Origin of the sequence: Streptococcus sp. 116-D4, assembly GCF_009731465.1 — a bacterium.
GTDB lineage: Bacteria > Bacillota > Bacilli > Lactobacillales > Streptococcaceae > Streptococcus > Streptococcus pseudopneumoniae_E.
Window position 1 is genome coordinate 632405 of the sequence record NZ_AP021887.1, and the last position, 23659, is coordinate 656063.

The 23659-nt window shown below is 41.4% G+C and carries 28 protein-coding genes; 25 read left to right on the top strand and 3 right to left on the bottom strand.

All coding sequences use genetic code 11. The features are described 5' to 3' along the window. Window positions 1-65: 65 nt before the first annotated feature. The gene (queA, locus tag UKS_RS03215; protein ID WP_156011790.1) at window positions 66-1094 is read right to left on the bottom strand and encodes a tRNA preQ1(34) S-adenosylmethionine ribosyltransferase-isomerase QueA; all 1029 of its coding nucleotides are present in this window, start codon (window positions 1092-1094) and stop codon (window positions 66-68) included. Between the two features lie 150 nt (window positions 1095-1244). Between queA and UKS_RS03220 the strand changes: the two genes are divergently transcribed. Next, window positions 1245-1952, top strand: a complete 708-nt coding sequence (locus tag UKS_RS03220) for a glucosamine-6-phosphate deaminase (protein WP_156011791.1) — start codon at window positions 1245-1247, stop codon at window positions 1950-1952. Between the two features lie 346 nt (window positions 1953-2298). On the opposite strand, the gene UKS_RS03225 is transcribed toward UKS_RS03220, so the two are convergent. Beyond that, complete coding sequence (locus tag UKS_RS03225) at window positions 2299-2889, bottom strand: rhomboid family intramembrane serine protease (RefSeq protein ID WP_156011792.1); 591 nt, start codon at window positions 2887-2889, stop codon at window positions 2299-2301. Window positions 2890-3101: 212 nt separating this feature from the next. Between UKS_RS03225 and rpsU the strand changes: the two genes are divergently transcribed. The 20 genes from rpsU to UKS_RS03325 all read left to right on the top strand — a co-directional run bounded on the left by rpsU (window position 3102) and on the right by UKS_RS03325 (window position 18328). Continuing rightward, window positions 3102-3278: a 30S ribosomal protein S21 gene (gene rpsU, locus UKS_RS03230; protein WP_000048054.1), complete on the top strand. Its 177-nt coding sequence runs from the start codon at window positions 3102-3104 to the stop codon at window positions 3276-3278. A gap of 129 nt (window positions 3279-3407) precedes the next feature. Then, a complete protein-coding gene (gene hprK / locus UKS_RS03235; RefSeq protein WP_173020453.1) occupies window positions 3408-4343 on the top strand; it encodes an HPr(Ser) kinase/phosphatase in 936 nt (311 codons plus the stop codon). After that, on the top strand, window positions 4336-5124 hold the full coding sequence (gene lgt, locus UKS_RS03240) for a prolipoprotein diacylglyceryl transferase (protein WP_156011794.1): 789 nt from the start codon (window positions 4336-4338) through the stop codon (window positions 5122-5124). The genes hprK and lgt overlap by 8 nt, the downstream gene beginning before the upstream one ends. Further along, window positions 5125-5508, top strand: a complete 384-nt coding sequence (locus UKS_RS03245; protein WP_117305006.1) for a DUF948 domain-containing protein — start codon at window positions 5125-5127, stop codon at window positions 5506-5508. Between the two features lie 15 nt (window positions 5509-5523). Continuing rightward, window positions 5524-5913, top strand: a complete 390-nt coding sequence (locus UKS_RS03250) for a YtxH domain-containing protein (protein WP_156011795.1) — start codon at window positions 5524-5526, stop codon at window positions 5911-5913. 83 nt (window positions 5914-5996) lie between these two features. Continuing rightward, the gene (hemW, locus tag UKS_RS03255; RefSeq protein WP_156011796.1) at window positions 5997-7127 is read left to right on the top strand and encodes a radical SAM family heme chaperone HemW; all 1131 of its coding nucleotides are present in this window, start codon (window positions 5997-5999) and stop codon (window positions 7125-7127) included. Window positions 7128-7131: 4 nt separating this feature from the next. Then, the gene (locus tag UKS_RS03260; RefSeq protein ID WP_156011797.1) at window positions 7132-7869 is read left to right on the top strand and encodes an acyl-[acyl-carrier-protein] thioesterase; all 738 of its coding nucleotides are present in this window, start codon (window positions 7132-7134) and stop codon (window positions 7867-7869) included. A 10-nt stretch (window positions 7870-7879) separates the two neighbouring features. Then, on the top strand, window positions 7880-8653 hold the full coding sequence (locus tag UKS_RS03265) for a TIGR01457 family HAD-type hydrolase (RefSeq protein WP_156011798.1): 774 nt from the start codon (window positions 7880-7882) through the stop codon (window positions 8651-8653). Next, window positions 8643-9260, top strand: coding sequence for a TIGR01906 family membrane protein (locus UKS_RS03270; protein ID WP_156011799.1), 618 nt, complete (start codon window positions 8643-8645; stop codon window positions 9258-9260). The genes UKS_RS03265 and UKS_RS03270 overlap by 11 nt, the downstream gene beginning before the upstream one ends. Before the next feature lie 208 nt (window positions 9261-9468). Next, window positions 9469-9870: a Spx/MgsR family RNA polymerase-binding regulatory protein gene (locus UKS_RS03275; RefSeq protein ID WP_049495116.1), complete on the top strand. Its 402-nt coding sequence runs from the start codon at window positions 9469-9471 to the stop codon at window positions 9868-9870. After that, window positions 9870-10148, top strand: a complete 279-nt coding sequence (locus tag UKS_RS03280) for a UPF0223 family protein (protein ID WP_156011800.1) — start codon at window positions 9870-9872, stop codon at window positions 10146-10148. Before UKS_RS03275 ends, UKS_RS03280 begins: the two co-directional genes overlap by 1 nt. Further along, a complete protein-coding gene (locus UKS_RS03285; RefSeq protein ID WP_156011801.1) occupies window positions 10138-10911 on the top strand; it encodes an inositol monophosphatase family protein in 774 nt (257 codons plus the stop codon). The genes UKS_RS03280 and UKS_RS03285 overlap by 11 nt, the downstream gene beginning before the upstream one ends. Beyond that, window positions 10912-12216, top strand: coding sequence for an RsmF rRNA methyltransferase first C-terminal domain-containing protein (locus UKS_RS03290; protein WP_156011802.1), 1305 nt, complete (start codon window positions 10912-10914; stop codon window positions 12214-12216). 219 nt (window positions 12217-12435) lie between these two features. Next, complete coding sequence (locus UKS_RS03295) at window positions 12436-13314, top strand: phosphate ABC transporter substrate-binding protein PstS family protein (RefSeq protein ID WP_156011803.1); 879 nt, start codon at window positions 12436-12438, stop codon at window positions 13312-13314. Further along, on the top strand, window positions 13314-14231 hold the full coding sequence (pstC, locus tag UKS_RS03300) for a phosphate ABC transporter permease subunit PstC (protein ID WP_049495124.1): 918 nt from the start codon (window positions 13314-13316) through the stop codon (window positions 14229-14231). The genes UKS_RS03295 and pstC overlap by 1 nt, the downstream gene beginning before the upstream one ends. Further along, window positions 14221-15105, top strand: a complete 885-nt coding sequence (gene pstA, locus UKS_RS03305; protein WP_000543046.1) for a phosphate ABC transporter permease PstA — start codon at window positions 14221-14223, stop codon at window positions 15103-15105. The genes pstC and pstA overlap by 11 nt, the downstream gene beginning before the upstream one ends. A 10-nt stretch (window positions 15106-15115) precedes the next feature. Then, window positions 15116-15919, top strand: coding sequence for a phosphate ABC transporter ATP-binding protein PstB (pstB, locus tag UKS_RS03310; RefSeq protein ID WP_000049848.1), 804 nt, complete (start codon window positions 15116-15118; stop codon window positions 15917-15919). A gap of 12 nt (window positions 15920-15931) precedes the next feature. Continuing rightward, window positions 15932-16690, top strand: coding sequence for a phosphate ABC transporter ATP-binding protein PstB (gene pstB / locus UKS_RS03315; protein WP_156011804.1), 759 nt, complete (start codon window positions 15932-15934; stop codon window positions 16688-16690). A gap of 11 nt (window positions 16691-16701) precedes the next feature. After that, the gene (gene phoU, locus UKS_RS03320; RefSeq protein WP_156011805.1) at window positions 16702-17355 is read left to right on the top strand and encodes a phosphate signaling complex protein PhoU; all 654 of its coding nucleotides are present in this window, start codon (window positions 16702-16704) and stop codon (window positions 17353-17355) included. A 157-nt stretch (window positions 17356-17512) separates the two neighbouring features. Next, entirely contained in the window at window positions 17513-18328 is an 816-nt protein-coding gene (locus UKS_RS03325) for an ABC transporter substrate-binding protein (protein ID WP_156011806.1), read from the top strand. Between the two features lie 20 nt (window positions 18329-18348). Here UKS_RS03325 and UKS_RS03330 read toward each other — a convergent pair whose 3' ends face one another. Then, a complete protein-coding gene (locus UKS_RS03330) occupies window positions 18349-19620 on the bottom strand; it encodes an aminotransferase-like domain-containing protein (RefSeq protein WP_156011807.1) in 1272 nt (423 codons plus the stop codon). Between the two features lie 417 nt (window positions 19621-20037). Here UKS_RS03330 and UKS_RS03335 point away from each other — a divergent pair, with 417 nt between their 5' ends. The 4 genes from UKS_RS03335 to murB all read left to right on the top strand — a co-directional run bounded on the left by UKS_RS03335 (window position 20038) and on the right by murB (window position 23551). After that, on the top strand, window positions 20038-20559 hold the full coding sequence (locus UKS_RS03335) for a streptococcin A-M57 (protein ID WP_156011808.1): 522 nt from the start codon (window positions 20038-20040) through the stop codon (window positions 20557-20559). Between the two features lie 543 nt (window positions 20560-21102). Beyond that, entirely contained in the window at window positions 21103-21774 is a 672-nt protein-coding gene (gene budA / locus UKS_RS03340; RefSeq protein ID WP_232049761.1) for an acetolactate decarboxylase, read from the top strand. Window positions 21775-21783: 9 nt separating this feature from the next. Beyond that, window positions 21784-22536: a YhfC family intramembrane metalloprotease gene (locus tag UKS_RS03345; protein ID WP_156011810.1), complete on the top strand. Its 753-nt coding sequence runs from the start codon at window positions 21784-21786 to the stop codon at window positions 22534-22536. A gap of 109 nt (window positions 22537-22645) precedes the next feature. Then, entirely contained in the window at window positions 22646-23551 is a 906-nt protein-coding gene (gene murB, locus UKS_RS03350) for a UDP-N-acetylmuramate dehydrogenase (protein ID WP_156011811.1), read from the top strand. Window positions 23552-23659: the final 108 nt, after the last annotated feature.

Sequence of the window (23659 nt, forward strand, 5' to 3'; positions counted from 1 at the left end):
TACAAAACGCATACTATCAGGCTTTATAAAACCTTGATAATATGCGCTTTTTTTGATTATGAAAATTAATAGATAAACATGGCATCGCCAAAACTAAAGAAGCGGTATCGTTCTTGAATAGCATGGTGGTAGGCATCTAAGACCAATTCACGGCCGGCAAAGGCAGAAACCAACATGACCAGAGTTGATTTTGGTAGGTGGAAGTTGGTTGAGAAGGCATCCACCACCTTCCACTCATACCCAGGTTTGATAAAGATATTGGTCCAGCCAGAATCTGCTTGGATTTGCCCATCAAACTTGGAACCAATAGTCTCCAAAGTGCGGATAGAAGTGGTTCCGACAGCAATGACTCGACCACCGTTTTCTTTAACAGAGCGAAGGGTGGCAGCAGCTTCCTCAGAAAGTTGGTAGAATTCTGAGTGCATTTCATGTTCGTCCAAATTGTCAACTGAAACGGGTCTAAAGGTTCCAAGCCCGACATGAAGAGTCAGATAGACTAGATGAACACCCTTAGCTTGGATTTCTGCTAGCAGTTCTTTCGTGAAGTGTAGGCCAGCAGTCGGTGCAGCAGCAGAGCCACTTTCTTTGGCGTAAACGGTTTGATACCGTTCACGATCATCCAATTTTTCATGGATATAAGGCGGTAATGGCATTTCACCCAGACTTTCTAAAACTTCTAGGAAAATTCCTTGGTATTCAAAGCGGACAATGCGGCCCCCGTGAGTCAATTCTTCCGTAACGACAGCGCTGAGACGGCCATCTCCAAAGCTGACGCGAGTACCGACCTTGAGGCGTTTGGCAGGTTTTGCCAGAACTTCCCACTCATCACCTGCAGTATTTTTGAGCAGGAGAAGTTCCACATGACCTCCAGTTTCTTCCTTTTGTCCATAGAGGCGGGCAGGTAGGACGCGGGTATCGTTCATGACAAGGGCATCACCAGGTTCCAGCATATCAATAATAGAGTGGAAGTGTTTATCCTGCATTTCTCCTGTCTCACGGTTGACGATGAGGAGTTTAGAGGCATCCCGTTTTTCAAGAGGGGTTTGGGCAATCAATTCCTCAGGCAAGTGGAAATCAAAATCAGCTGTATTCATATATCTGTTCATTCTTTCTAAGTTCTAATCCTATACATTATAACATGTTTCAAGTTTGGACGCTCTTTTTTTAGAAATTAAACCGTTTTCACTTGACAAAAATTGGTCTATACCATATAATAAATATAGATTAAAACGGAGGATAAAAGAATGAAAGTTATTAAAGTTGAAAACCAAGTCGAAGGTGGAAAAGTTGCTTTTGAGATTTTGAAGGAAAAATTGGATAATGGTGCTCAAACATTGGGACTTGCGACAGGAAGTAGCCCACTTGAATTTTACAAGGAAATTGTTGAGAGTGATCTTGATTTTTCAAATCTAACTAGTGTCAACCTTGATGAGTATGTAGGGCTTGATGGGGACAACCCACAGTCTTATCGTTACTTCATGCAAGAAAACTTGTTTAACCAAAAACCATTTAAAGAAAGTTTCTTGCCTCGTGGGGTTAAGGACAATGCTGAGGCTGAAGTTGAACGCTACAATCAAATTTTGGCTGACCATCCAGTTGATCTGCAAATCTTGGGAATCGGTCGCAATGGACATATCGGATTTAATGAGCCAGGAACTGCCTTTGATAGCCAGACACACCTTGTAGACCTAGACCAGTCTACAATCGAAGCCAATGCACGCTTCTTTGACAAGATTGAAGACGTCCCAACCCAAGCTATTTCAATGGGAATTAAAAATATCTTGGATGCCAAGTCAATCCTTCTTTTTGCTTACGGTGCATCAAAAGCAGAAGCTATTGCTGGAACCGTGTCTGGCCCAGTGACTGAGAACTTACCAGCAAGTAGCCTCCAAAATCACCCTGATGTGACGATTATTGCAGATGCTGAAGCGCTCAGTTTGTTAGAAAAATAAAAAGTATAAGAACCACTTGCTCTTTGGAGTGAGTGGCTTTTTACTTCAAATGTTCACTATTCTGCTAAAAGAAATTTTTCTGTAAATCACCGTAACAGTTGTCGATATTTCATATAAAAATGAAAGTTCTATAATGAAGTTAGCCATCCAGTCTTCCTAAAAATATAATGGTTTAACTAGTTTATAGTTAGCTCTTGATTTCATTTGATAATAGGCTTGAAGATATTAGGCTCGCTAGCCAAGGCTAAGTCTAGGCTTGGTTTAGCTGACCGAACATCTTCAAGGGAAACTGTTGTCAAATGAAATCTAGTTATAGGCATAAGAAAACACCTCTGTGTTATACTTGTTATTCACCACAAACGCAAGAGTTGTTGATGCTGGAAATCATGATATAACTGGCAATTCCTGACATGTGAAGAAAGGTTGAAATCCAGCCTGTTATATTTGGTAGAAGCATGGTTAGAGATAGAACGATTAAAAGGATATAAAATAGTTTTAATCCTAAATTGAAATTTTTCCATATACTAAACATACTCATCATCCCGCCCGTTACAAAAGCATAGCCAATCGCAGAGATACCCGATGCCTGAATTTCTTGATTCTGTGTTAATATATGGAATGCAATTGAAGATATTACCATAGAAGTAATAAAAACTAAAAATACATATTTTGATCCCCTTTTATACTCCAATAGCCCACCAAAAGGAAGTAACATTAAAGTATTTAAAACTAGATGAAACCATATAAACCATACTGGTGCTTCTTTACTTCCATGCATAAATGTACCACTAAAGTATTGCCAACAATAAATTGGCTTTGAATGAAATGCAAATAAGTCATACATTACACTTCCCAAAAAGGTAGTAAGAATTCCTAGCAATAAACAAATTACAACTAAAATACTGACCACAGGGCAAATTTTTATGATTCTTTTCATGTTATAGATTCACTTCTAAATAATACTAATTTTTGCTAATCAATATGTGTCACTATTATATCATTTTCATCTATAAATGTTAATCAATTTTAACAAGATTAACAATAAGATTAAAATTGAAGATAATCAAAATTTACTTGCATTTTTTCTTGACAATTATTCCTTTTACGTGTAAAATAGAATAAATCTTGAACTTGAAGGGAGTGAAAAAAATGTCTAAAACAGTAGTACGTAAGAATGAATCTCTTGACGATGCACTTCGTCGTTTCAAACGTGCGGTTACTAAAGCTGGTACTCTTCAAGAAACACGCAAACGTGAATTCTATGAAAAACCTTCTGTAAAACGTAAACGTAAATCAGAAGCAGCTCGTAAACGTAAAAAATTCTAATTAGAAATGAGAGGCTAGAGAAATCTAGTCCTTTTCTTTTAAATAAATACTATAAAGCCTGCAAAAATCTCAAATATCCTCCTACAATTTGATATAATAGTAAAAAGAACTAGATTGAAGGAGGAAATGATGTCGGTTTTAGTAAAAGAAGTGATTGAAAAGCTTAGACTAGACATTGTCTATGGCGAACCAGAATTACTTGAAAAGGAAATTAATACAGCGGACATTACGCGACCTGGTCTTGAAATGACAGGCTACTTTGACTACTATACGCCAGAGCGGATTCAACTCTTGGGGATGAAGGAGTGGTCTTATCTTGTTTCGATGTCCTCTCACAACCGTTACCAAGTCTTGAAAAAAATGTTTTTACCTGAGACACCTGCGGTCATTGTTGCTCGCGGTTTGGTAGTTCCAGAGGAGATGCTAAAGGCAGCCAGAGAATGTAAGATTGCCATTTTAACCAGCCGTACGGCGACCAGTCGTTTATCTGGAGAGTTATCTAGTTATCTGGATTCTCGTTTGGCAGAACGGACTAGTGTGCACGGTGTTCTGATGGATATCTATGGGATGGGTGTCTTGATTCAGGGGGATAGTGGCATCGGTAAGAGTGAGACAGGGCTAGAGCTTGTCAAACGTGGTCACCGCTTGGTAGCTGATGACCGTGTCGATATCTTTGCCAAGGATGAGATTACTCTTTGGGGTGAACCAGCTGAAATCTTAAAGCACTTGATTGAAATTCGTGGGGTTGGAATTATCGATGTTATGAGCCTCTACGGTGCGAGTGCGGTCAAGGATTCTTCACAAGTCCAGCTGGCTGTTTACTTGGAAAATTACGATACGCATAAGACTTTTGATCGTCTTGGAAACAATGCAGAGGAAATAGAAATTTCTGGCGTATCTATCCCTCGTATCCGTATCCCGGTGAAAACAGGTCGTAATATCTCTGTTGTGATTGAGGCAGCTGCCATGAACTATCGTGCCAAGGAAATGGGCTTTGATGCGACACGTTTGTTTGAAGAACGTTTGACCAATCTTATTGCTCAAAACGAGGTGCCTAATGCTTGATCCAATTGCTATTCATCTAGGCCCTCTAGCCATTCGTTGGTATGCCCTGTGTATTGTGACAGGCTTGATTCTTGCGGTTTATTTGACCATGAAAGAAGCACCTAGAAAGAAGATCATCCCAGATGATATTTTAGATTTTATCTTGATAGCCTTTCCCTTGGCTATTTTAGGAGCTCGTCTCTACTATGTTATTTTCCGTTTTGATTACTATAGTCAGAATTTGGGAGAGATTTTTGCCATTTGGAATGGTGGTTTGGCCATTTACGGTGGTTTGATAACTGGTGCCCTTGTGCTCTATATCTTTGCTGATCGTAAACTCATCAATACTTGGGATTTTTTAGACATTGCGGCGCCGAGCGTCATGATTGCCCAAAGTCTGGGGCGCTGGGGCAATTTCTTTAACCAAGAAGCTTATGGTGCGGCAGTGGATAATCTGGATTATCTACCTGGCTTTATCCGTGACCAGATGTATATTGAGGGGAGCTACCGTCAACCGACCTTCCTTTATGAGTCCCTATGGAATCTACTTGGATTTGCCTTGATTCTGATTTTTAGACGAAAATGGAAGAGCCTCAGACGAGGTCATATCACTGCTTTCTATTTGATTTGGTATGGTTTCGGTCGTATGGTCATCGAAGGTATGCGGACAGATAGTCTCATGTTCTTTGGTCTTCGAGTGTCTCAATGGCTTTCAGTTGTTCTTATTGGACTGGGGATTTTTATCATTCTATATCAAAATCGAAAGAAGGCCCCTTACTATATTACAGAGGAGGAAAATTAAATGTTAGAAGTTGCATATATTCTTGTTGCCCTTGCTTTGATTGTATTTTTAGTGTATCTAATCATTACTGTACAAAAGCTTGGACGTGTTATCGATGAAACAGAGAAGACGATTAAAACCTTGACTTCAGATGTGGATGTGACCTTGCATCATACCAATGAATTGCTGGCTAAGGTCAATGTCTTGGCAGATGATATCAATGTCAAGGTGGCAACAATTGATCCACTCTTTAGTGCTGTTGCAGATTTATCTCTATCTGTTTCCGACCTCAATGACCAAGCGCGTGTCTTGAGCAAGAAAGCTTCATCAGCTGGTTCAAAAACACTGAAGACTGGTGCAAGTTTGTCAGCTCTTCGTCTTGCAAGTAAATTTTTCAAAAAATAAAAAAGGAGAATTCTTATGGCTAAACTATCCTCAATCCTTTTAGGAACCGTTTCAGGTACAGCTCTTGCCTTGTTTTTAACAAGTGACAAGGGCAAACAAGTTTGCAGTCAAGCTCAAGATTTTCTAGCTGATTTGAGAGAAGATCCGGAGTATGCCAAGGAGCAGGTCTGTGAAAAACTGACAGAAGTCAAGGAGCAGGCTACAGATTTTGTTCTTAAAACTAAAGAACAGGTTGAGTCAGGTGAAATCACTGTAGACAGTGTACTTGCTCAAGCCAAATCATGTACTCGTCATGCGAAAGAAGCATCAAAAGATCGATTTAATAATCTCAAGGAGCAATGGCAAGAAAAAGCCAAAACTCTTGATGAACCAGAAGAGATTGTTATTAACATAACAGAAGAATAAACTATCACCATCTCTGGACGGACTATGTATCTGGGGATGGTGATTTTTTTCTCCTAGCCTGTCTTTGTGGTATAATAATTACTATGCAGAAAAAACCAACGTCAGCCTATGTGCACATCCCATTTTGTACCCAGATTTGTTATTATTGTGACTTTTCAAAAGTTTTTATCAAGAATCAGCCGGTAGATAGTTATTTGGAACATCTGTTAGAAGAGTTTCAATCTTATGATATTCAAAAGTTGAGAACCCTCTATATCGGTGGTGGCACACCGACAGCTTTGTCAGCTTCGCAATTGGAGGTGTTATTGAAGGGCTTGACTAAAAACTTGGACTTGTCTGTCTTAGAAGAGTTGACCATTGAAGCCAATCCAGGCGACTTGGATGCGGACAAGATAGCTGTTTTGAAAAACTCGGCTGTCAATCGTGTTTCGCTAGGTGTGCAGACCTTTGATGACAAGATGCTGAAAAAGATTGGGCGCAGTCATTTGGAGCAGGACATTTATGAAAATATCGACCGCCTAAAACTGGCTGGTTTTGACAATATCTCTATTGATTTGATTTATGCACTGCCAGGTCAGACCATGGAGCAGATTAAGGAAAATGTGGCTAAGGCCATTGGACTAGACATTCCCCATATGAGTCTGTATAGCTTGATTTTAGAAAACCATACGGTCTTTATGAACCGCATGCGGCGAGGAAAATTACCTCTGCCTAAGGAGGAACTGGAAGCGGAGATGTTTGAGTACATCATCGCAGAGCTGGAGCGAGCAGGTTTTGAGCATTATGAGATTTCCAATTTCTCCAAGCCTGGTTTTGAAAGTCGCCACAATCTCATGTATTGGGACAATGCTGAATACTATGGCATCGGTGCTGGGGCATCTGGTTATGTAGATGGAGTGCGCTATAAAAACCATGGTCCCATTCGTCATTATCTCAATGCAGTTGAGGAAGGCAATGCTCGGATCACAGAAGAACACCTGAGTCAAAAGGAGCAAATGGAAGAAGAAATGTTCTTGGGATTCCGCAAGAAATCTGGGGTTTCCATGGCGCGATTTGAGGAAAAATTTGGACGGTCTTTTGATGGACTTTATGGAGAAATCGTCAGAGATTTGGTTCAACAAGGTCTCATGCAAATAGAGGGTGATCGCGTGCGTATGACAAAAAGAGGTCTCTTTTTGGGAGACACCGTAGCAGAACGATTTATTTTGGAGTAGGATGATGGGCTTAACTTATCAAATGAACATGAAAATTCCTTTTGATATGGCTGATATGAACGGTCATATCAAGCTTCCAGATGTGATTTTGCTATCCCTGCAAGTTTCAGGGATGCAGTCGATTGAACTGGGAGTTAGTGATAAGGCCATTTTGGAAAACTATAATCTGGTCTGGATTATCACAGACTATGATATTGAGGTGATTCGTTTGCCTCGTTTTGCGGAAGAAATTACTATTGAAACGGAAGCTTTGAGCTACAATCGACTTTTTTGCTACCGTCGCTTTACCATTTATGATGAAGCGGGTCAGGACCTTATCCATATGATGGCGACCTTTGTTCTCATGGACCGAGACAGTCGAAAAGTCCATGCTGTCGAACCTGAGATTGTGGCTCCTTTCCAGTCTGAGTTTTCCAAAAAATTGATGCGAGGACCAAAGTATGCAAATCTAGAAGAGCCAGTCAGCAAGGATTACCATGTCCGTTTTTACGACTTGGATATGAATGGCCATGTTAATAACAGTAAGTATCTTGACTGGATTTTTGAGGTCATGGGAGCGGACTTTTTGACCCACTATATTCCCAAGAAAATCAACCTCAAGTATGTCAAGGAAGTTCGACCAGGTGGGGTGATCACATCGTCTGTTGAACGGACTGGACTGGAAAGCAAGCATGAGATTACAAGCGACGGGGCGACCAATGCCCAAGCTATCATCACTTGGCAAGAAATAAAAAAGGATTAGGGAGAAATAGATGAAATATAAAGGCTATTTAATTGATTTAGATGGAACCATTTATAAGGGGAAAGACAGAATTCCAGCAGGAGAGGCTTTTGTCCATGAATTGCAAAAGCGGGATATCCCTTATCTTTTTGTGACCAACAACACAACCCGCACTCCAGAGAGTGTTCAGGAGATGCTAGCTCAGAATTTTAATATCGATACGCCCCTGTCGACTGTCTACACAGCGACTTTGGCGACTATCGACTATATGAACGACTTGGGGCTTGATAAGACCGTCTATGTCATCGGAGAAGCAGGGCTCAAGGAAGCCATCAAGGCGGCTGGTTATGTAGAAGACAAGGTCAATCCGGCCTATGTGGTAGTAGGCCTAGACTGGCAAGTTGACTATGAAAAATTTGCGACAGCAACTCTAGCTATCCAAAAGGGAGCTCATTTTATCGGAACTAATCCTGACCTCAACATCCCGACAGAACGCGGTCTTTTGCCAGGTGCTGGTTCACTGATTACCCTTCTTGAAGTAGCAACACGAGTGAAGCCTGTTTATATTGGAAAACCAAATGCCATCATTATGGACAAGGCGGTTGAGCACTTAGGTTTGGAACGTGAAGAGTTAATCATGGTCGGAGATAATTATCTGACGGATATCCGAGCAGGGATTGACAATGCTATTCCAACGCTCTTGGTGACAACAGGTTTTACCAAGGCAGAAGAAGTAGCAGACCTGCCAATCGCACCGACTCATGTGGTTTCTAGCCTTGCGGAGTGGGATTTTGATGAAAACTAAACTGACCTTTTGGAGCTCTATGCTCTTTCTCCTCTCCCTCTCAATCCTTCTGACCATTTATTTGGCTTGGATTTTTTATCCGCTGGAAATTCAGTGGCTGAACTTAACAGATCGGGTTTATCTAAAACCAGAAACCATTCAGTACAACTTTCATATTTTGATGAATTATCTGACCAATCCTTTTAGTCAGGTCTTGCAGATGCCAGATTTTCGTTCGTCAACAGCTGGTCTGCACCATTTCGCAGTGGTCAAGAACCTCTTTCACTTAGTGCAGCTAGTGGCTTTAGTGACACTGCCAAGTTTTTATTTCTTTGTCAAAGGAATTGTGAAAAAGGGCTTTTTGTCTCTATTTAGTAAAGGGCTTCTGACTCTAGTGGTTTTCCCTTTTCTGTTCGGTCTTGGGGGAGTTTTGATTGGTTTTGACCAATTCTTTACCCTTTTCCATCAAATTCTCTTTGTGGGAGATGATACTTGGCTTTTTGACCCAGCCAAGGATCCTGTTATTCTGATTTTGCCAGAGACCTTTTTCCTTCATGCCTTTCTCCTCTTTTTTGCCATCTATGAAAGCTTCTTTGGTTTTCTGTACCTGAAAAGTCGTGGGAAGTGAAACGAAAGATGTTTTTAATTGCTCTATATAAAAATGTATATCATTTAAAATCATCGTTAAGAGTGAATAAACCAAATCCAATTGTGTCAATCGTTTGCGAACAGTTTATTTTTCTTGAAAAAATAGTTTTTTTTCTAAAAACACCTAGTCAAGCGCTTTATTTTTTTGTATAATAGAAGTAGCAAAGTATAGATAAGAAGAGAAAAGCATGATTACATTATTTCTATCACCGAGCTGTACTTCATGTCGTAAGGCGAAGGCCTGGTTAGAGACGCATAAAGTTCCTTTTGAGGAGCATAATATTATGACTAGTCCTTTAACAAGAAAAGAATTGCAGCATATTCTTTCCTTGACCGAAAATGGTACTGATGACATCATTTCAACTCGTTCAAAAATTTTTCAAAAATTAGATATTGATGTAGAAAGTATTTCGGTATCGGAATTGCTTCATTTGATTGAGCAGTACCCTAGTCTTTTGCGTCGCCCAATTATTATCGATGCAAAACGTATGCAGATCGGTTTTAATGAAGATGAGATTCGTGCTTTTCTCCCTCGTAGTTACCGTAAGCAAGAACTAAAAGAAGCAAGAATGAGAGCTGGTATTAGTTAATGAACAAACAGTATAGTTACCCACTAGATTTGTCGTGGAGCACTGAAGAACTTGCTTCAGTGCTTTCTTTTTTTAATGATGTCGAAGCTGCCTATGAAGGCAAGGTAGAGGTTAAAAAGTTACTGGACTCCTATAAGGGATTTAAGTTGGTTGTGCCAAGCAAGAGTGAAGAGAAACGTTTGGGACGAGAATTTGAAACAGTTAGTGGCTATTCGCTTTACCGAGCAGTTCAGGCTGCCAAGGAAAAAGGGGAAGGGAAGATTTCTCTTGGAAAGTAAATTTAAATTTGCTAAAGAGCTGGTTAAGAAAGCAGGCCAGTACATTCTTGACCATATGCAGGAAGATTTGTGTGTTGAAGCCAAGTCCTCTCCAACGGATTTGGTGACCAGACTGGACAAGGAAGTTCAGGAACTCTTGGTTGGTGAGATTTTGTCTCGTTATCCTGAGGATAAGATTTGTGCTGAAGAAGGTTGTCTGCGAGCCTCGGTTCAAGAGGGCAAGGTCTGGGTCATTGATCCAATTGATGGGACCAATAACTTTGTCGCCCAGCAGGAAGATTTTGCTGTTATGATGGCTTATTTTGAAAATGGTCAGGGGCAGTTTGGACTGATTTATGATGTGGTCAAAGGAGATTGTTATCACGGTGGTGGAGAATTTCCAGTTTGTCTAAATGATAGGCCCTTAACTCCCTTTAAAGCAAAACCACTTGGAGATTTTCTCATTGCAGGGAATAGCGGCATGCTGGAAACCAATGAATGGGGGCTGGCTGATTTGAGTCGAGCGGTACTTGGTGTTCGTGTCTATGGGAGTGCGGCCATTAGTTTTGCCAAGATTTTGTCAGGGCGTTTGTTGACCTATGTTACCTATCTGCAACCATGGGATTATGCTGCCGCTAGTATTTTAGGGGAAAGTTTGGGCTATCGGGTTGTGACTCTTTCTGGTGAAACTCCTAATTTTCAAACCAGACAGCCGGTCATGATGCTACCTCTTGAGATGCAGGAGGAAATTCAGTCCTATATTTACGAAAGGAAAAGAACTTAGATGCAATTTCCAGAAGGATTTGTTGAAAAATATGAAGAGATACTAGGAGATGAGGCAAGAGATTTTCTTGCCTCTTTTGAGGAGGAAGCAGTTTCGGCCTTTCGGGTCAATCCTTTAAAAGAAGCGCCAGTTTCCTTTTCTGATCCCATTCCTCAAACCCCTTGGGGCCACTATGGTAAGGTGTCTGGGAAATCTCCGGAACATGCTACAGGGTTGGTTTACTCGCAAGAACCCGCTGCACAAATGGTGGCTCAGATAGCCCAGCCCAGTCCTGGTATGAAAGTCTTGGACTTGGCAGCTGCACCGGGTGGCAAATCAACTCAACTGGCAGCCTATCTAGCAGGGGAGGGTCTTCTCGTCTCTAATGAAATTTCAAGCAAACGGGCTAAGATTTTAGTAGAAAACATGGAGCGCTTTGGAGCGACAAATGTTGTGGTAACTAATGAATCTGCTGACCGTTTGGCCAAGGTCTTTAAGGGCTATTTTGACCTCATTATCCTCGATGCCCCTTGCTCGGGTGAAGGAATGTTTCGTAAGCAACCAGATGCTATGGACTATTGGAGCTTAGATTATCCAAGTCAATGTGCCAGTCTTCAAAGAGAAATTCTAGCAGATGCCGTGGCCATGCTAGCAGAAGGTGGTCGTTTGGTTTATTCAACCTGTACCTGGGCACCTGAGGAAAATGAAGAGATTGTCAAATGGTTGCTAGAAGAGTATGATTTTGATTTGCTAACAGTAGAGCATATTAATGGAATGGTAGCTGGTATTGATCTGCCAGAAACAGCTCGGATGTATCCTCATCATTTTAAGGGAGAGGGTCAGTTTGTCGCTCATTTTCAATTTAAAGGGGAAAATCCAGCCCCTAAATATAAGGCAAGTAAGAGTAATCTCAGCAGAGAACAAGTTGCCTTGTGGCAGGAATTTGCCCAAAAACATTTGCAGATCAATCTAAGGGGAATCTTGCAGACTTTTGGTGATCAACTCTATCTCTTGCCAGAACTCTTGCCAGATTTAGGGAAACTCAAGATTGCTCGCAATGGCCTGCATCTGGGCACTTTTAAGAAGAAACGCTTTGAGCCTAGTTTTGCTCTTGGTCTAGCCTTGAAACCGAGTCAGGTCAAGCAGTCGGTTGAAATTGACCAAGAAGCGTTTGTAAAGTATGTGGCTGGAGAAACCGTTCAGCTGGCGGAAAGTCTGCCAAATGGTTGGTACCAAGTTTTAGTTAAAGGAAATGGTTTGGGCTTTGCTAAGGTGACTGGAAATGTTTTGAAAAATTATTTTCCAAAAGGCCTCAGATTCAAGTGAAAATGCTAGTCAAAGTAGCTTGTCTATGTTATAGTGGAAGTATGGATTTTTTTAAATTGTCTTTCATTTTAAGTCAAAATTGGTGGGCAAGGCAATTGAGCAAATGACTAGTAAAACTAAGCAAAAGACTTCAGTTGGCGCCCAATTTTCAAAAGAAAAACATAAATAAATAGTTGAAAAAATTCACAGCATTCACCATTATTTTCAAGGAGAAAAACAGTGAAAAAAAGGAAAAAACTCGCTCTATCCCTTGCGGCTCTTTTGCTGGCAGGTTCTTTGGCGGGATGTGCCAGCTGGATTGATCGTGGAGAATCCATGACAGCTGTTGGCTCAACGGCTCTTCAGCCCTTGGTCGAAGCAGCAGCAGATGAATTTGGCTCTATGCACGTTGGAAAAACAGTCAACGTCCAAGGTGGAGGATCTGGTACAGGTCTGTCTCAGGTTCAATCTGGAGCCGTTGATGTAGGAAATTCAGACGTATTTGCCGAGGAAAAAGACGGTATCAACGCATCCGCTCTAGTGGATCATAAGGTAGCCGTAGCGGGCTTGGCAGTGATTGTAAACAAGGAAGTTGATGCTGAAAATCTGACAACGGAACAACTCCGTAGCATCTTCACAGGTCAAGTGACCAACTGGAAAGAAGTCGGTGGGAAAGACCTAGCCATTTCCATTATCAACCGCGCAGCAAGTTCTGGTTCGCGTGCAACCTTTGATAGTGTTGTCATGGATGGTCAATCTGCCGTGCAGAGTCAAGAACAGGATTCAAATGGGATGGTCAAAAACATTGTTTCCCAGACACCAGGAGCCATTTCTTACCTAGCCTTTGCCTATGTGGATGACTCGGTGAAACGCATGAAGTTGAATGGCTATGAGCCGATTGCAGAAAATGTTACAAGCAATAACTGGCCTTTGTGGTCTTATGAACACATGTACACCTTAGGCCAGCCAGACGAATTGGTGGCAGAATTCCTCAACTTTGTCCTCTCTGATGAAGCGCAAAGTGGAATCGTTAAGGGGATGGGCTATATTTCTGTCAAGGAAATGAAGGTTGAAAAAGATGCTGTAGGAACGGTGACAGCGCTAGAAGGGAGTCAATAATGAATCAAGAAGAATTAGCTAAAAAATTACTTTCTCCCTCAAAGAACTCTCGTCTAGAGAAATTAGGAAAAGGCTTGACCTTTGCCTGTCTGTCTTTGATTGTTATCATTGTGGCCATGATTTTGATTTTTGTAGCTCAAAAAGGCTTGTCGACCTTCTTTGTAAACGGGGTCAATATCTTTGATTTCCTTTTTGGACAAACTTGGAATCCTTCAGGTAAACAATTTGGTGCTCTTCCCATGATTTTAGGTTCCTTTATTGTTACCATCCTATCAGCTCTTATTGCAACACCATTTGCCATTGGGGCTGCAGTCTTTATGACAGAGGTGTCTCCAAAAGGAGCTAAGATTTTGCAACCTGCTATTGAACTCCTAGTTGGGATTCCTTCAGTCGTGTATGGATTTATCGGTTTGCAGGTCGTAGTTCCTTTTGTTCGTAGTGTCTTTGGTGGAACTGGTTTTGGGATTTTGTCAGGGATTTTCGTTCTCTTTGTCATGATCTTACCGACGGTAACCTTTATGACAACCGATAGCTTGCGTGCGGTGCCTCGTCACTACCGCGAAGCTAGTTTGGCTATGGGGGCCACTCGTTGGCAAACCATTTGGCGCGTGACCTTGAAGGCAGCGCGTTCAGGGATTTTCACCGCAGTGGTCTTTGGGATGGCGCGTGCCTTTGGTGAGGCCTTGGCCATTCAGATGGTGGTCGGAAACTCAGCCGTTGTCCCAACTTCATTGACAACACCTGCTGCGACCTTGACCTCTGTGTTGACTATGGGGATAGGAAATACTGTTATGGGAACAGTTGATAATAACGTTCTCTGGTCACTGGCCTTAGTCTTGCTCTTGATGAGTTTGGCCTTTAACAGTGTGATTAAATTGATTACGAAAGAAAGAGGAAAGAAAAACTATGCACGCTAAGAAATTAGATAAAATTGCAACAGCTGTCCTCTACTCAATTGCAGGAATTATCGTTGCCATCTTGGCATCCTTGATTCTCTATATCTTGGTTCGTGGTTTGCCCCACATCTCTTGGTCTTTCTTGACTGGCAAATCCTCTTCTTACCAAGCAGGCGGAGGGATTGGAATTCAGCTCTATAATTCCTTCTTCCTTTTGGTTATTACCTTGATTATCTCTGTGCCCTTATCTATGGGAGCTGGGATTTTCCTAGCAGAGTATGCTAAAAAAGGTCCTGTGACCAACTTTGTCAGAACCTGTATTGAAATCTTGTCTTCACTGCCATCAGTCGTAGTCGGTCTCTTTGGTTATTTGATCTTTGTAGTTCAGTTTGAGTATGGATTTTCAATTATTTCAGGTGCCTTGGCCTTGACAGTCTTTAACTTGCCTCAGATGACTCGTAATGTTGAGGACAGTTTGAAACATGTTCACCATACGCAGCGTGAGGCTGGTTTAGCCCTTGGGATTTCTCGTTGGGAGACTGTGGTTCATGTCGTCATTCCAGAAGCTCTACCAGGTATCGTGACGGGGGTTGTCTTGGCCTCTGGTCGTATCTTTGGCGAGGCTGCTGCTCTTATCTATACAGCAGGACAATCCGCTCCAGCCCTTGACTGGTCTAACTGGAATATTCTCAGTGTGACCAGCCCAATCTCTATCTTCCGTCAAGCAGAAACCTTGGCTGTCCATATCTGGAAAGTCAATAGCGAAGGTACTATTCCTGATGGAACCATCGTATCAGCAGGTTCTGCAGCCGTGCTCCTCATCTTTATCCTCATCTTTAACTTTGGAGCCCGCAAACTCGGAAGCTACCTACATAAGAAATTAACCGCTGCCTAAAGGAGAAGCCATGTCAAAATATAATTGGGATGAAAAGCATATCATCACCTTTCCTGAAGAGAAAGTGGCCCTCTCTACTAAGGATTTACATGTTTACTACGGTAAAAATGAATCTATTAAGGGCATCGATATGCAATTTGAAAAAAATAAAATTACGGCCTTAATTGGCCCTTCTGGTTCAGGGAAATCAACCTATCTCCGCAGTCTCAATCGGATGAATGATACCATTGATATTGCCAAGGTCACAGGTCAAATTCTCTATCAAGGGATTGATGTCAACCGCCCAGAAATCAATGTTTATGAGATGCGCAAGCACATCGGAATGGTCTTCCAACGCCCAAATCCCTTTGCTAAGTCTATCTACCGCAATATCACTTTTGCCCATGAACGTGCAGGAGTTAAGGACAAGCAAGTTTTGGATGAAATTGTGGAGACTTCTCTTCGTCAAGCTGCCCTTTGGGACCAGGTCAAAGACGATTTGCACAAGTCAGCCTTGACTCTATCAGGTGGTCAGCAGCAACGTCTCTGTATCGCTCGTGCTATCTCTGTTAAACCAGATATCCTCTTAATGGATGAGCCGGCTTCAGCCTTGGATCCGATTGCGACAGCCCAGCTGGAAGAAACTATGTTGGAGTTGAAGAAGGACTTTACCATTATCATCGTGACCCACAGCATGCAGCAGGCTGCGCGTGCTAGTGATTACACAGGATTTTTCTACTTGGGTGACTTGATTGAGTATGATAAGACCTCTAATATTTTCCAAAATGCCAAACTACAGTCAACCAATGACTATGTAACAGGACACTTTGGATAGAAAGGAAACAGTATGACAGAAGCGATTTTACAGGTGTCAGACCTGTCCGTTTACTACAATCAAAAAAAGGCCTTGAATAGTGTTTCCCTATCTTTCCAACCTAAGGAAATTACAGCCTTGATCGGTCCATCTGGATCAGGGAAGTCAACCCTTCTCAAGGCTATCAACCGTATGGGAGACCTCAATCCAGAGGTAACCACAACTGGTTCAGTGGTATACAACGGCCACAACATCTACAGCCCACGTGCTGATACGGTTGAATTGCGGAAGGAAATCGGTATGGTTTTCCAACAACCAAACCCCTTCCCTATGTCTATCTACGAAAATGTTGTTTACGGGCTTCGTATCAATGGAGTTAAGGATAAGCAGGTTCTGGATGAAGCGGTAGAAAAAGCCCTACAACGAGCTTCTATCTGGGATGAGGTCAAGGATCGCCTGCATGATTCAGCTATTGGGCTTTCAGGTGGACAACAACAACGTGTTTGTGTTGCCCGTGTCTTGGCAACCAGTCCTAAAATCATCCTCTTGGATGAACCGACTTCAGCCTTGGACCCTATCTCGGCTGGGAAGATTGAGGAAACCTTGTATGCTCTAAAAGATAAATACACCATGCTCTTGGTTACGCGTTCCATGCAACAAGCCTCTCGTATCTCTGACAAGACAGGATTTTTCCTAGATGGAGATTTAATCGAGTTTAACAATACCAAGAAGATGTTCCTCAGCCCACAACACAAGGAAACAGAAGATTATATTTCAGGAAAATTTGGATAAGGAGATAAATGATGTTACGTTCTCAATTTGAGGAAGATTTAGAGAAATTGCACAACCAGTTCTATGCTATGGGACAAGAAGTGCTATCCCAAATCAATCGTACAGTGCGTGCCTTTATTACGCATGACCGTGATTTGGCCAAGGAAGTCATCGAAGACGATGCAGAGGTAAACGAATACGAAGTGAAATTGGAGAAGAAATCATTTGAAATGATTGCCCTTCAACAACCTGTTTCTCAAGATTTGCGTACTGTTCTAACAGTCTTAAAAGCCGTATCTGACTTGGAACGTATGGGTGACCATGCTGTTTCCATTGCAAAAGCAGCCATTCGTATGAAGGGGGAGCAACGTATCCCTGCTGTTGAAGAAGAAATCAAAAAGATGGGTCGCGATGTCAAGAACTTCGTTGAAGCTGCTCTTGAACTCTATCTGAATGGTTCGGTGGATCAGGCCTATGAAGTAGCAGCAAAGGATGAAAAAATCAACCATTACTTTGATACCATTCGTGACTTGGCTACAGAAGAAATCAAGAAAAATCCTGATGCCATTGTTACAGGTCGTGATTACTTCCAAGTCATTTCTTTCTTGGAGCGTATCGGAGACTACGCAAAAAATATCTGTGAATGGGTTGTTTACTTTGAAACAGGTAAGATTGTCGAACTATAAAACAGATTCATTCTGTATAAAAAGGAGCTTGGAATTAATATATAGCTCCTTTTCTTGAATGAAAAAAATATTTTTAAGATAAAAATTCAAAAATTACTTGACAAGTAACTTGGATAGCGTTATAATTATACAAAATTAACAGAGAGGTTGTTTATTTATGAAATCGAAAAAATGGATATTTGTTTTATGTAGTTTTCTTGCAAGTTTCTTCTTAGTGGCTTGCCAGTCGGGTTCTAATGGTTCTCAGTCAGCTGTTGAGGCCATTAAGCAAAAGGGGAAATTAGTTGTGGCGACTAGTCCTGATTATGCACCTTTTGAATTCCAAGCCTTGGTTGACGGGAAAAATCAGATAGTTGGTGCGGACATTGATATGGCCCAAGCTATTGCTGATGAACTCGGGGTGAAGTTGGAAATTTCAAGCATGAGTTTTGACAATGTCTTGACCAGTCTTCAAACTGGTAAGGCTGACCTAGCGGTTGCAGGAATTAGTGCTACTGACGAGAGAAAAGAAGTTTTTGATTTTTCAATCCCTTACTATGAAAACAAGATTAGTTTCTTGGTTCGTAAGTCTGATGTAGAAAAATACAAGGATTTAACTAGCCTTGAAAGTGCTAATATTGCAGCCCAAAAAGGGACTGTTCCTGAATCAATGGTCAAGGAACAATTGCCAAAAGCTCAGCTGACTTCCCTAACCAATATGGGGGAAGCAGTCAATGAATTGCAGGCTGGAAAAGTAGATGCTGTTCACATGGATGAGCCTGTTGCCCTTAGCTATGCTGCTAAAAACGCCGACCTAGCTGTGGCAACCGTCAGCTTGAAGATGAAGGACGGCGAAGCCAACGCAGTTGCCCTTAGAAAAAATAGTGCTGATTTGAAAGAAGTGGTGGACAAGGTCATCCAAAAACTCAAGGATGACGGTACCTACCAAAGCTATCTTGAAAAAGCAGCAAGCTTAACTGAAGTTGAACAATGAGAAAAAAGCAGAGTTGGAAGTCAATCCAATTCTGCTTTTAAATACTTTAAAACCTTTTCCAGATTTTCTAGGGACACCTTGGCAAATTGATAAGGGCAGGCATCCAAGTAAGCCTTCTCAAAGAAGTCCAAGCCCAGTTGGCTGTGTTTTAGGCTGGCTATTTTAGGGTACTGTCTGAGATCAAGTAATAAACCATCGTGTAGGGGATAATGAGGAAGGGGACAAGGAGTGTTAGCTAGTCTTTCCTCGATTTGTTTTTGGTAGTCTTCCTGATTGGACAAGCGAGCCAAACGGTTTTTCTCAAACAATTGACTGTCAATATAGAGTGACAGGGCCTTTTGCATGATGAGATTGCTGTCGTAATCTAGGATATTTTTGTAGGCTACAAAGGCTTCTTTGATAGCATTTGGCAGAATGAGTGCCGTAATCCGCAGGGCTGGAAAAAGGCTGGTTGAGAAGGACTTGATATAAATGACTCGCTCCTCTGTATCTAGATAGTGGAAGGTCTGACCCTTCTTGGAGTCCAAATCCCCCAAATAGTCGTCCTCCACGATATAGGCACCATACTTGGCAGCTAAGTCAAGAATAGCCCGTTTGTCCTGCTCTGAATAGGAATGCCCCAGAGGATAGTGAAAACGAGGAATGGTATAGAAAAACTTAATTTTTCCTGTCTTAAAATGGCCTTCCAGTTCTTCCAAGTCAATCCCCTCAATGCCTCGTTCGATCATTTGATAGTCCAGACCTTGGGCAATCAAGAGGCGATTCATCCGATGGTAGGTCGGCTGTTCTACCAAGATTTCCTTTGCTTGGCTAGGAAAGGATATTTGAGAGAGGATAAACAAGGCTTGCTGGGTTCCAGAAGTCAGTACCAGTTGGTCAGCCTTGCAGTAGAGAGCTTGGTCAAAGAGGAGTTTATGAATGGATTGTCTTAGGTCCTCTAAACCTTCTTGGTTGTCATAGTAGTTGAAGAGGTAGTTCTCCCGGCCAATCAAGGTTTCATTGACACAGAGTCGGAAATCGTCATAGGCGCTGGCATGTTCGTCGGTAACCTCGATTTCTAGGTCCTGGTGTTGTCCTTGTTCTAGGACATAGTAGCCACTCTGGGGTTTGGCATAGAGGTATTGTTCGTGCCGTAATTCCAGCAGGGCGCGTTGAATAGTGTCCTTGCTACAGTGAAAGTCAAGGCTCAGTTGACGGATAGAGGGCAGGCGACTTCCCGTCGGAAATCGTCCAGACTCGATACCATTTTTCAGATAGGAAACAACCTCTTGGTACTTGCTTTGTTTCTTCATTCCAGACCTCCCTTGATTTTGTTACATTGTACCCTTTTTTTTCTTTCTTGGCAATGTCTAGGGTGTTTCTCTCGTTCACATCTAGGGGCAAATGTGGTATATTCCCATCTTTAATACTTTTTTGAAATCAAAGAGCAATCAAATGCAGATGTGACAGTTTTTCGTACCCTTTTTTCTCTTTAAAATAAAATGTGTATTTTTATCTGGGGTTGATTTGTTTTAAAAAGTTTTCATGCTAATTTTCCCTTATTACTTGCACATATTTTTAGCAAAATACTTGAAACCGTTTTCTTGTTGTGATATAATAGAATTGAAAAATAAAAGTATACGAATAACTTGTTAGAAAGGAGTTTTAAATCAGAAAATCAAGTTATTTTATCAGTAATATATATTTGTGACTTGAATGGAGTGTTTTTTATGAAATTTAAAAAAATTGTAACTTCAGCTCTTGTTGTATTATCACTATTTTCTATTATGTCTCCTTCTATAGCTTCTGTTAGAGTATTTGCTGATGATGTAACTACCACGGAAGTTTCTGAAATTAGTACTCAAGAACAAAAACAAATCGATGATGTAGCCAATGTTCTTGAACAAATGTTTAGAAATGGAGTTAATGAAAAAAATTTTACTGAATATGTTTATAAAAACTTTTCTCAAAAAGATATTGCTTTTGCGGAAAATGAATTAGAAACTAATATTAATAATCCCTATGACAGAGTCCCTTGGGATGAGATGGGAGGATGTATAGCAGGAAAAATACGAGATGAATTTTTTGCTATGATCAATGTTTCGCTAATTGTTAAGTATGCGCAGAAGAAGGCTTGGTCAGAATTAGCTAAAGTGGTACTAAGATTTGTTAAAGCTAATGGACTTAAAACAAATATTTATATCATTGCTGGTCAATTGGCTATTTGGGCAGTTCAGTGCGGTATGGAATAATGCGTGATAAAAAATTTCTTATTAAAGATGCGATTATTAGCTTTTTGATTGGATTTGTATATGCGTATTTAGTGTTACAAAAATTTATCCTTTGGAAAATCCTTTTATTTGCATTTATTTTTGCAATTATTAATACAATATTTATGTTTACTAGGAACAAAAAATAAATAATGATTTAGTTAAATAAAAAGTGACCCCTAGGGAAGTGTGTTCCTTAGGGGTTGTTGTGCTAGTTCAAGTTTTGTTTCTGTCAAAATCTCAGACTACCCGTCGGAAAGCGTCCAGACTCGATACCATTTTTCAGATAGGAAACAACCTCTTGGTACTTGCTTTGTTTCTTCATTCCAGACCTCCCTTGATTTTGTTACATTGTACCTTTTTTTTTCCTTCTTGGCAATGTCTAGAATGTTTCTCTCGTTCACATCTAGGGGCAAATGTGGTATACTTAGGAGTAAGATTTATAAAATAACAGACAAGAAAGAGAAAAGATAAAAAGTGCAAGAACCAGTGAAATTATTTCAATACAATACCCTTGGAGCCTTGATGGCTGGTCTTTATGGTGGTACCATGACAGTAGGAGAATTGCTAGAGCATGGTGACCTTGGTTTGGGAACCTTGGATTCCATTGATGGAGAATTGATTGTCTTGGATGGCAAGGCTTATCAGGCCAAAGGGTCAGGAGATCAGCCAGAGATTGTAGAAGTATCACCAGATGCCCTTATTCCTTATGCAGCAGTAGTACCGCATCAGGCAGAGGTTATTTTCCGCCAGCGCTTTGAGATGACAGATAAGGAATTGGAAGAACGAATCGAGTCTTATTATGATGGGGAAAATCTTTTCCGTTCTATTAAGATTCGTGGGGAATTTTTACATATGCATGTGCGCATGATTCCTAAGTCAACACCAGATACCAAGTTTGCTGAGGTCGCAACTCATCAGCCTGAATATAGTCGAGACAATGTGGCGGGGACCATCGTTGGTTTCTGGACGCCAGAGATTTTCCAAGGGGTTAGTGTGGCAGGTTACCATCTCCACTTTATCTCAGATGATTTGACCTTTGGTGGTCATGTCATGGACTTTGTCATCAAGGAAGGGATTGTCGAGGTGGGAGCGGTTGACCAGTTGGACCAACGTTTCCCAGTCCAAGATCGTCAATACTTGTTTGCTAAGTTCAATGTTGACGAGATGAAAAAAGATATTGAAAAGGCAGAATAGGAGAAGAAAATGACTATTCATATTATCATTACCATGGTGCTGTTACTGGCTTTCTTGCTAGGAAGTATTTGGTATGCCAAAAAGAAATACCAGATCAATCTGGCTGTCTTGGGCTTGGGGGCGATTGCCTTCTTTGTCTCTTCTCAGATTTTGGAAAAACTGGTGCATTTATTGGTTTTGCATCCTCAAAAAGACGGTAGTATTGCCCTCTTGCAAGACCACCCACTTCTCTATATTATCTATGGTTTAGCCATGGCAGCCTTTTTTGAGGAAACTGCTCGTCTTGTTTTCTTCAAATGGTTGGAGAAAAAGAGAAGTTTGGAAAGGGCAGATGCCTTGGCTTATGGGTTAGGGCATGGTGGCTTGGAGTTGATTTTCCTAGGTCTTACTAGTTTGATCAATCTTTACATCGTGCTTTCAGCAGTTCAAACTCAGAATCCACAGGTCATGCAATTGCTGTCTGAAAATATGTTGAAAACTATTCAGTCGCTATCAGTCTGGCAGATTTATTTGCTTGGTTTTGAGCGAATCCTGGCCCTAGGTTTCCAAGTACTCTTGACTGTTTGGGTTTACCAAGCTGTTCGCCAGAAGAAATGGATTTACCTCCTAGCAGCCTATGGCCTACATGCCTTCTTTGACCTGGCTCCATCTCTTGCCCAAGTTGGCTGGTTGACAAATCCAGTCTTGGTTGAAATGCTCTTAGCACTTGAGCTCGTTCTGGTTGCCTATGGAACAAAGGCTATCTTTTGCAAAAAATCATAAAAAGAGGGAAAACCTCTTTTTTGTTTAAAATAAGTCCAAGATTTTTTAGGGTCGTCAAATGTCTCTAAAAATGGTATAATGGAATGAATTTTGTAAAAGGAAGAGTGACATGTCAGTAAGAGAAAAAATGCTTGAAATCTTGGAAGGAATCGATATCCGTTTCAAAGAACCCTTGCATAGCTATAGTTATACAAAAGTAGGTGGAGAGGCTGATTATTTGGTCTTTCCACGAAACCGTTTTGAGTTGGCTCGCGTTGTTAAATTTGCAAATCAAGAAAATATCCCTTGGATGGTTCTTGGAAATGCTAGCAACATTATTGTTCGTGATGGTGGGATTCGTGGATTTGTCATCTTGTGTGACAAGCTCAATAACGTTTCCGTTGATGGCTATACCATTGAAGCTGAAGCTGGTGCCAACTTGATTGAAACAACTCGCATTGCCCTCCGTCATAGTTTGACTGGTTTTGAGTTTGCTTGTGGCATTCCAGGGAGTGTCGGTGGTGCTGTCTTTATGAATGCGGGAGCCTATGGTGGCGAGATTGCCCACATCTTACAGTCTTGTCAGGTCTTGACCAAGGATGGAGAAATCGAGACCATGTCTGCCCAGGACTTGGCTTTCGGGTATCGCCACTCAGCCATTCAAGAGTCTGGTGCAGTTGTCTTGTCAGCTAAATTTGCCCTTGCTCCAGGAACCCATCAGATCATCAAGCAAGAAATGGACCGTTTGACGCACCTCCGTGAACTCAAGCAACCTTTAGAATATCCATCTTGTGGTTCGGTCTTTAAGCGTCCTGTTGGTCATTTTGCAGGTCAATTAATTTCAGAAGCTGGCTTGAAAGGCTATCGTATTGGTGGTGTCGAAGTCTCAGAAAAACACGCAGGTTTTATGATCAATGTTGCTGACGGAACGGCTAAAGACTACGAGGACTTGATTGAGTCTGTGATTGAAAAAGTCAAGGAACACTCTGGCGTTACTCTTGAGAGAGAAGTCCGTATTTTAGGTGAAAGCAAGTAAGAAGCTGTAGTTGAAAAGCTGTTGCTATGTCATGGAAGGGGGTGAAAGCCTATCGTTAGTACTGATGTATGCAGGTGGTTTTACACTCTGCAAGAGGTAGTGGCGGCC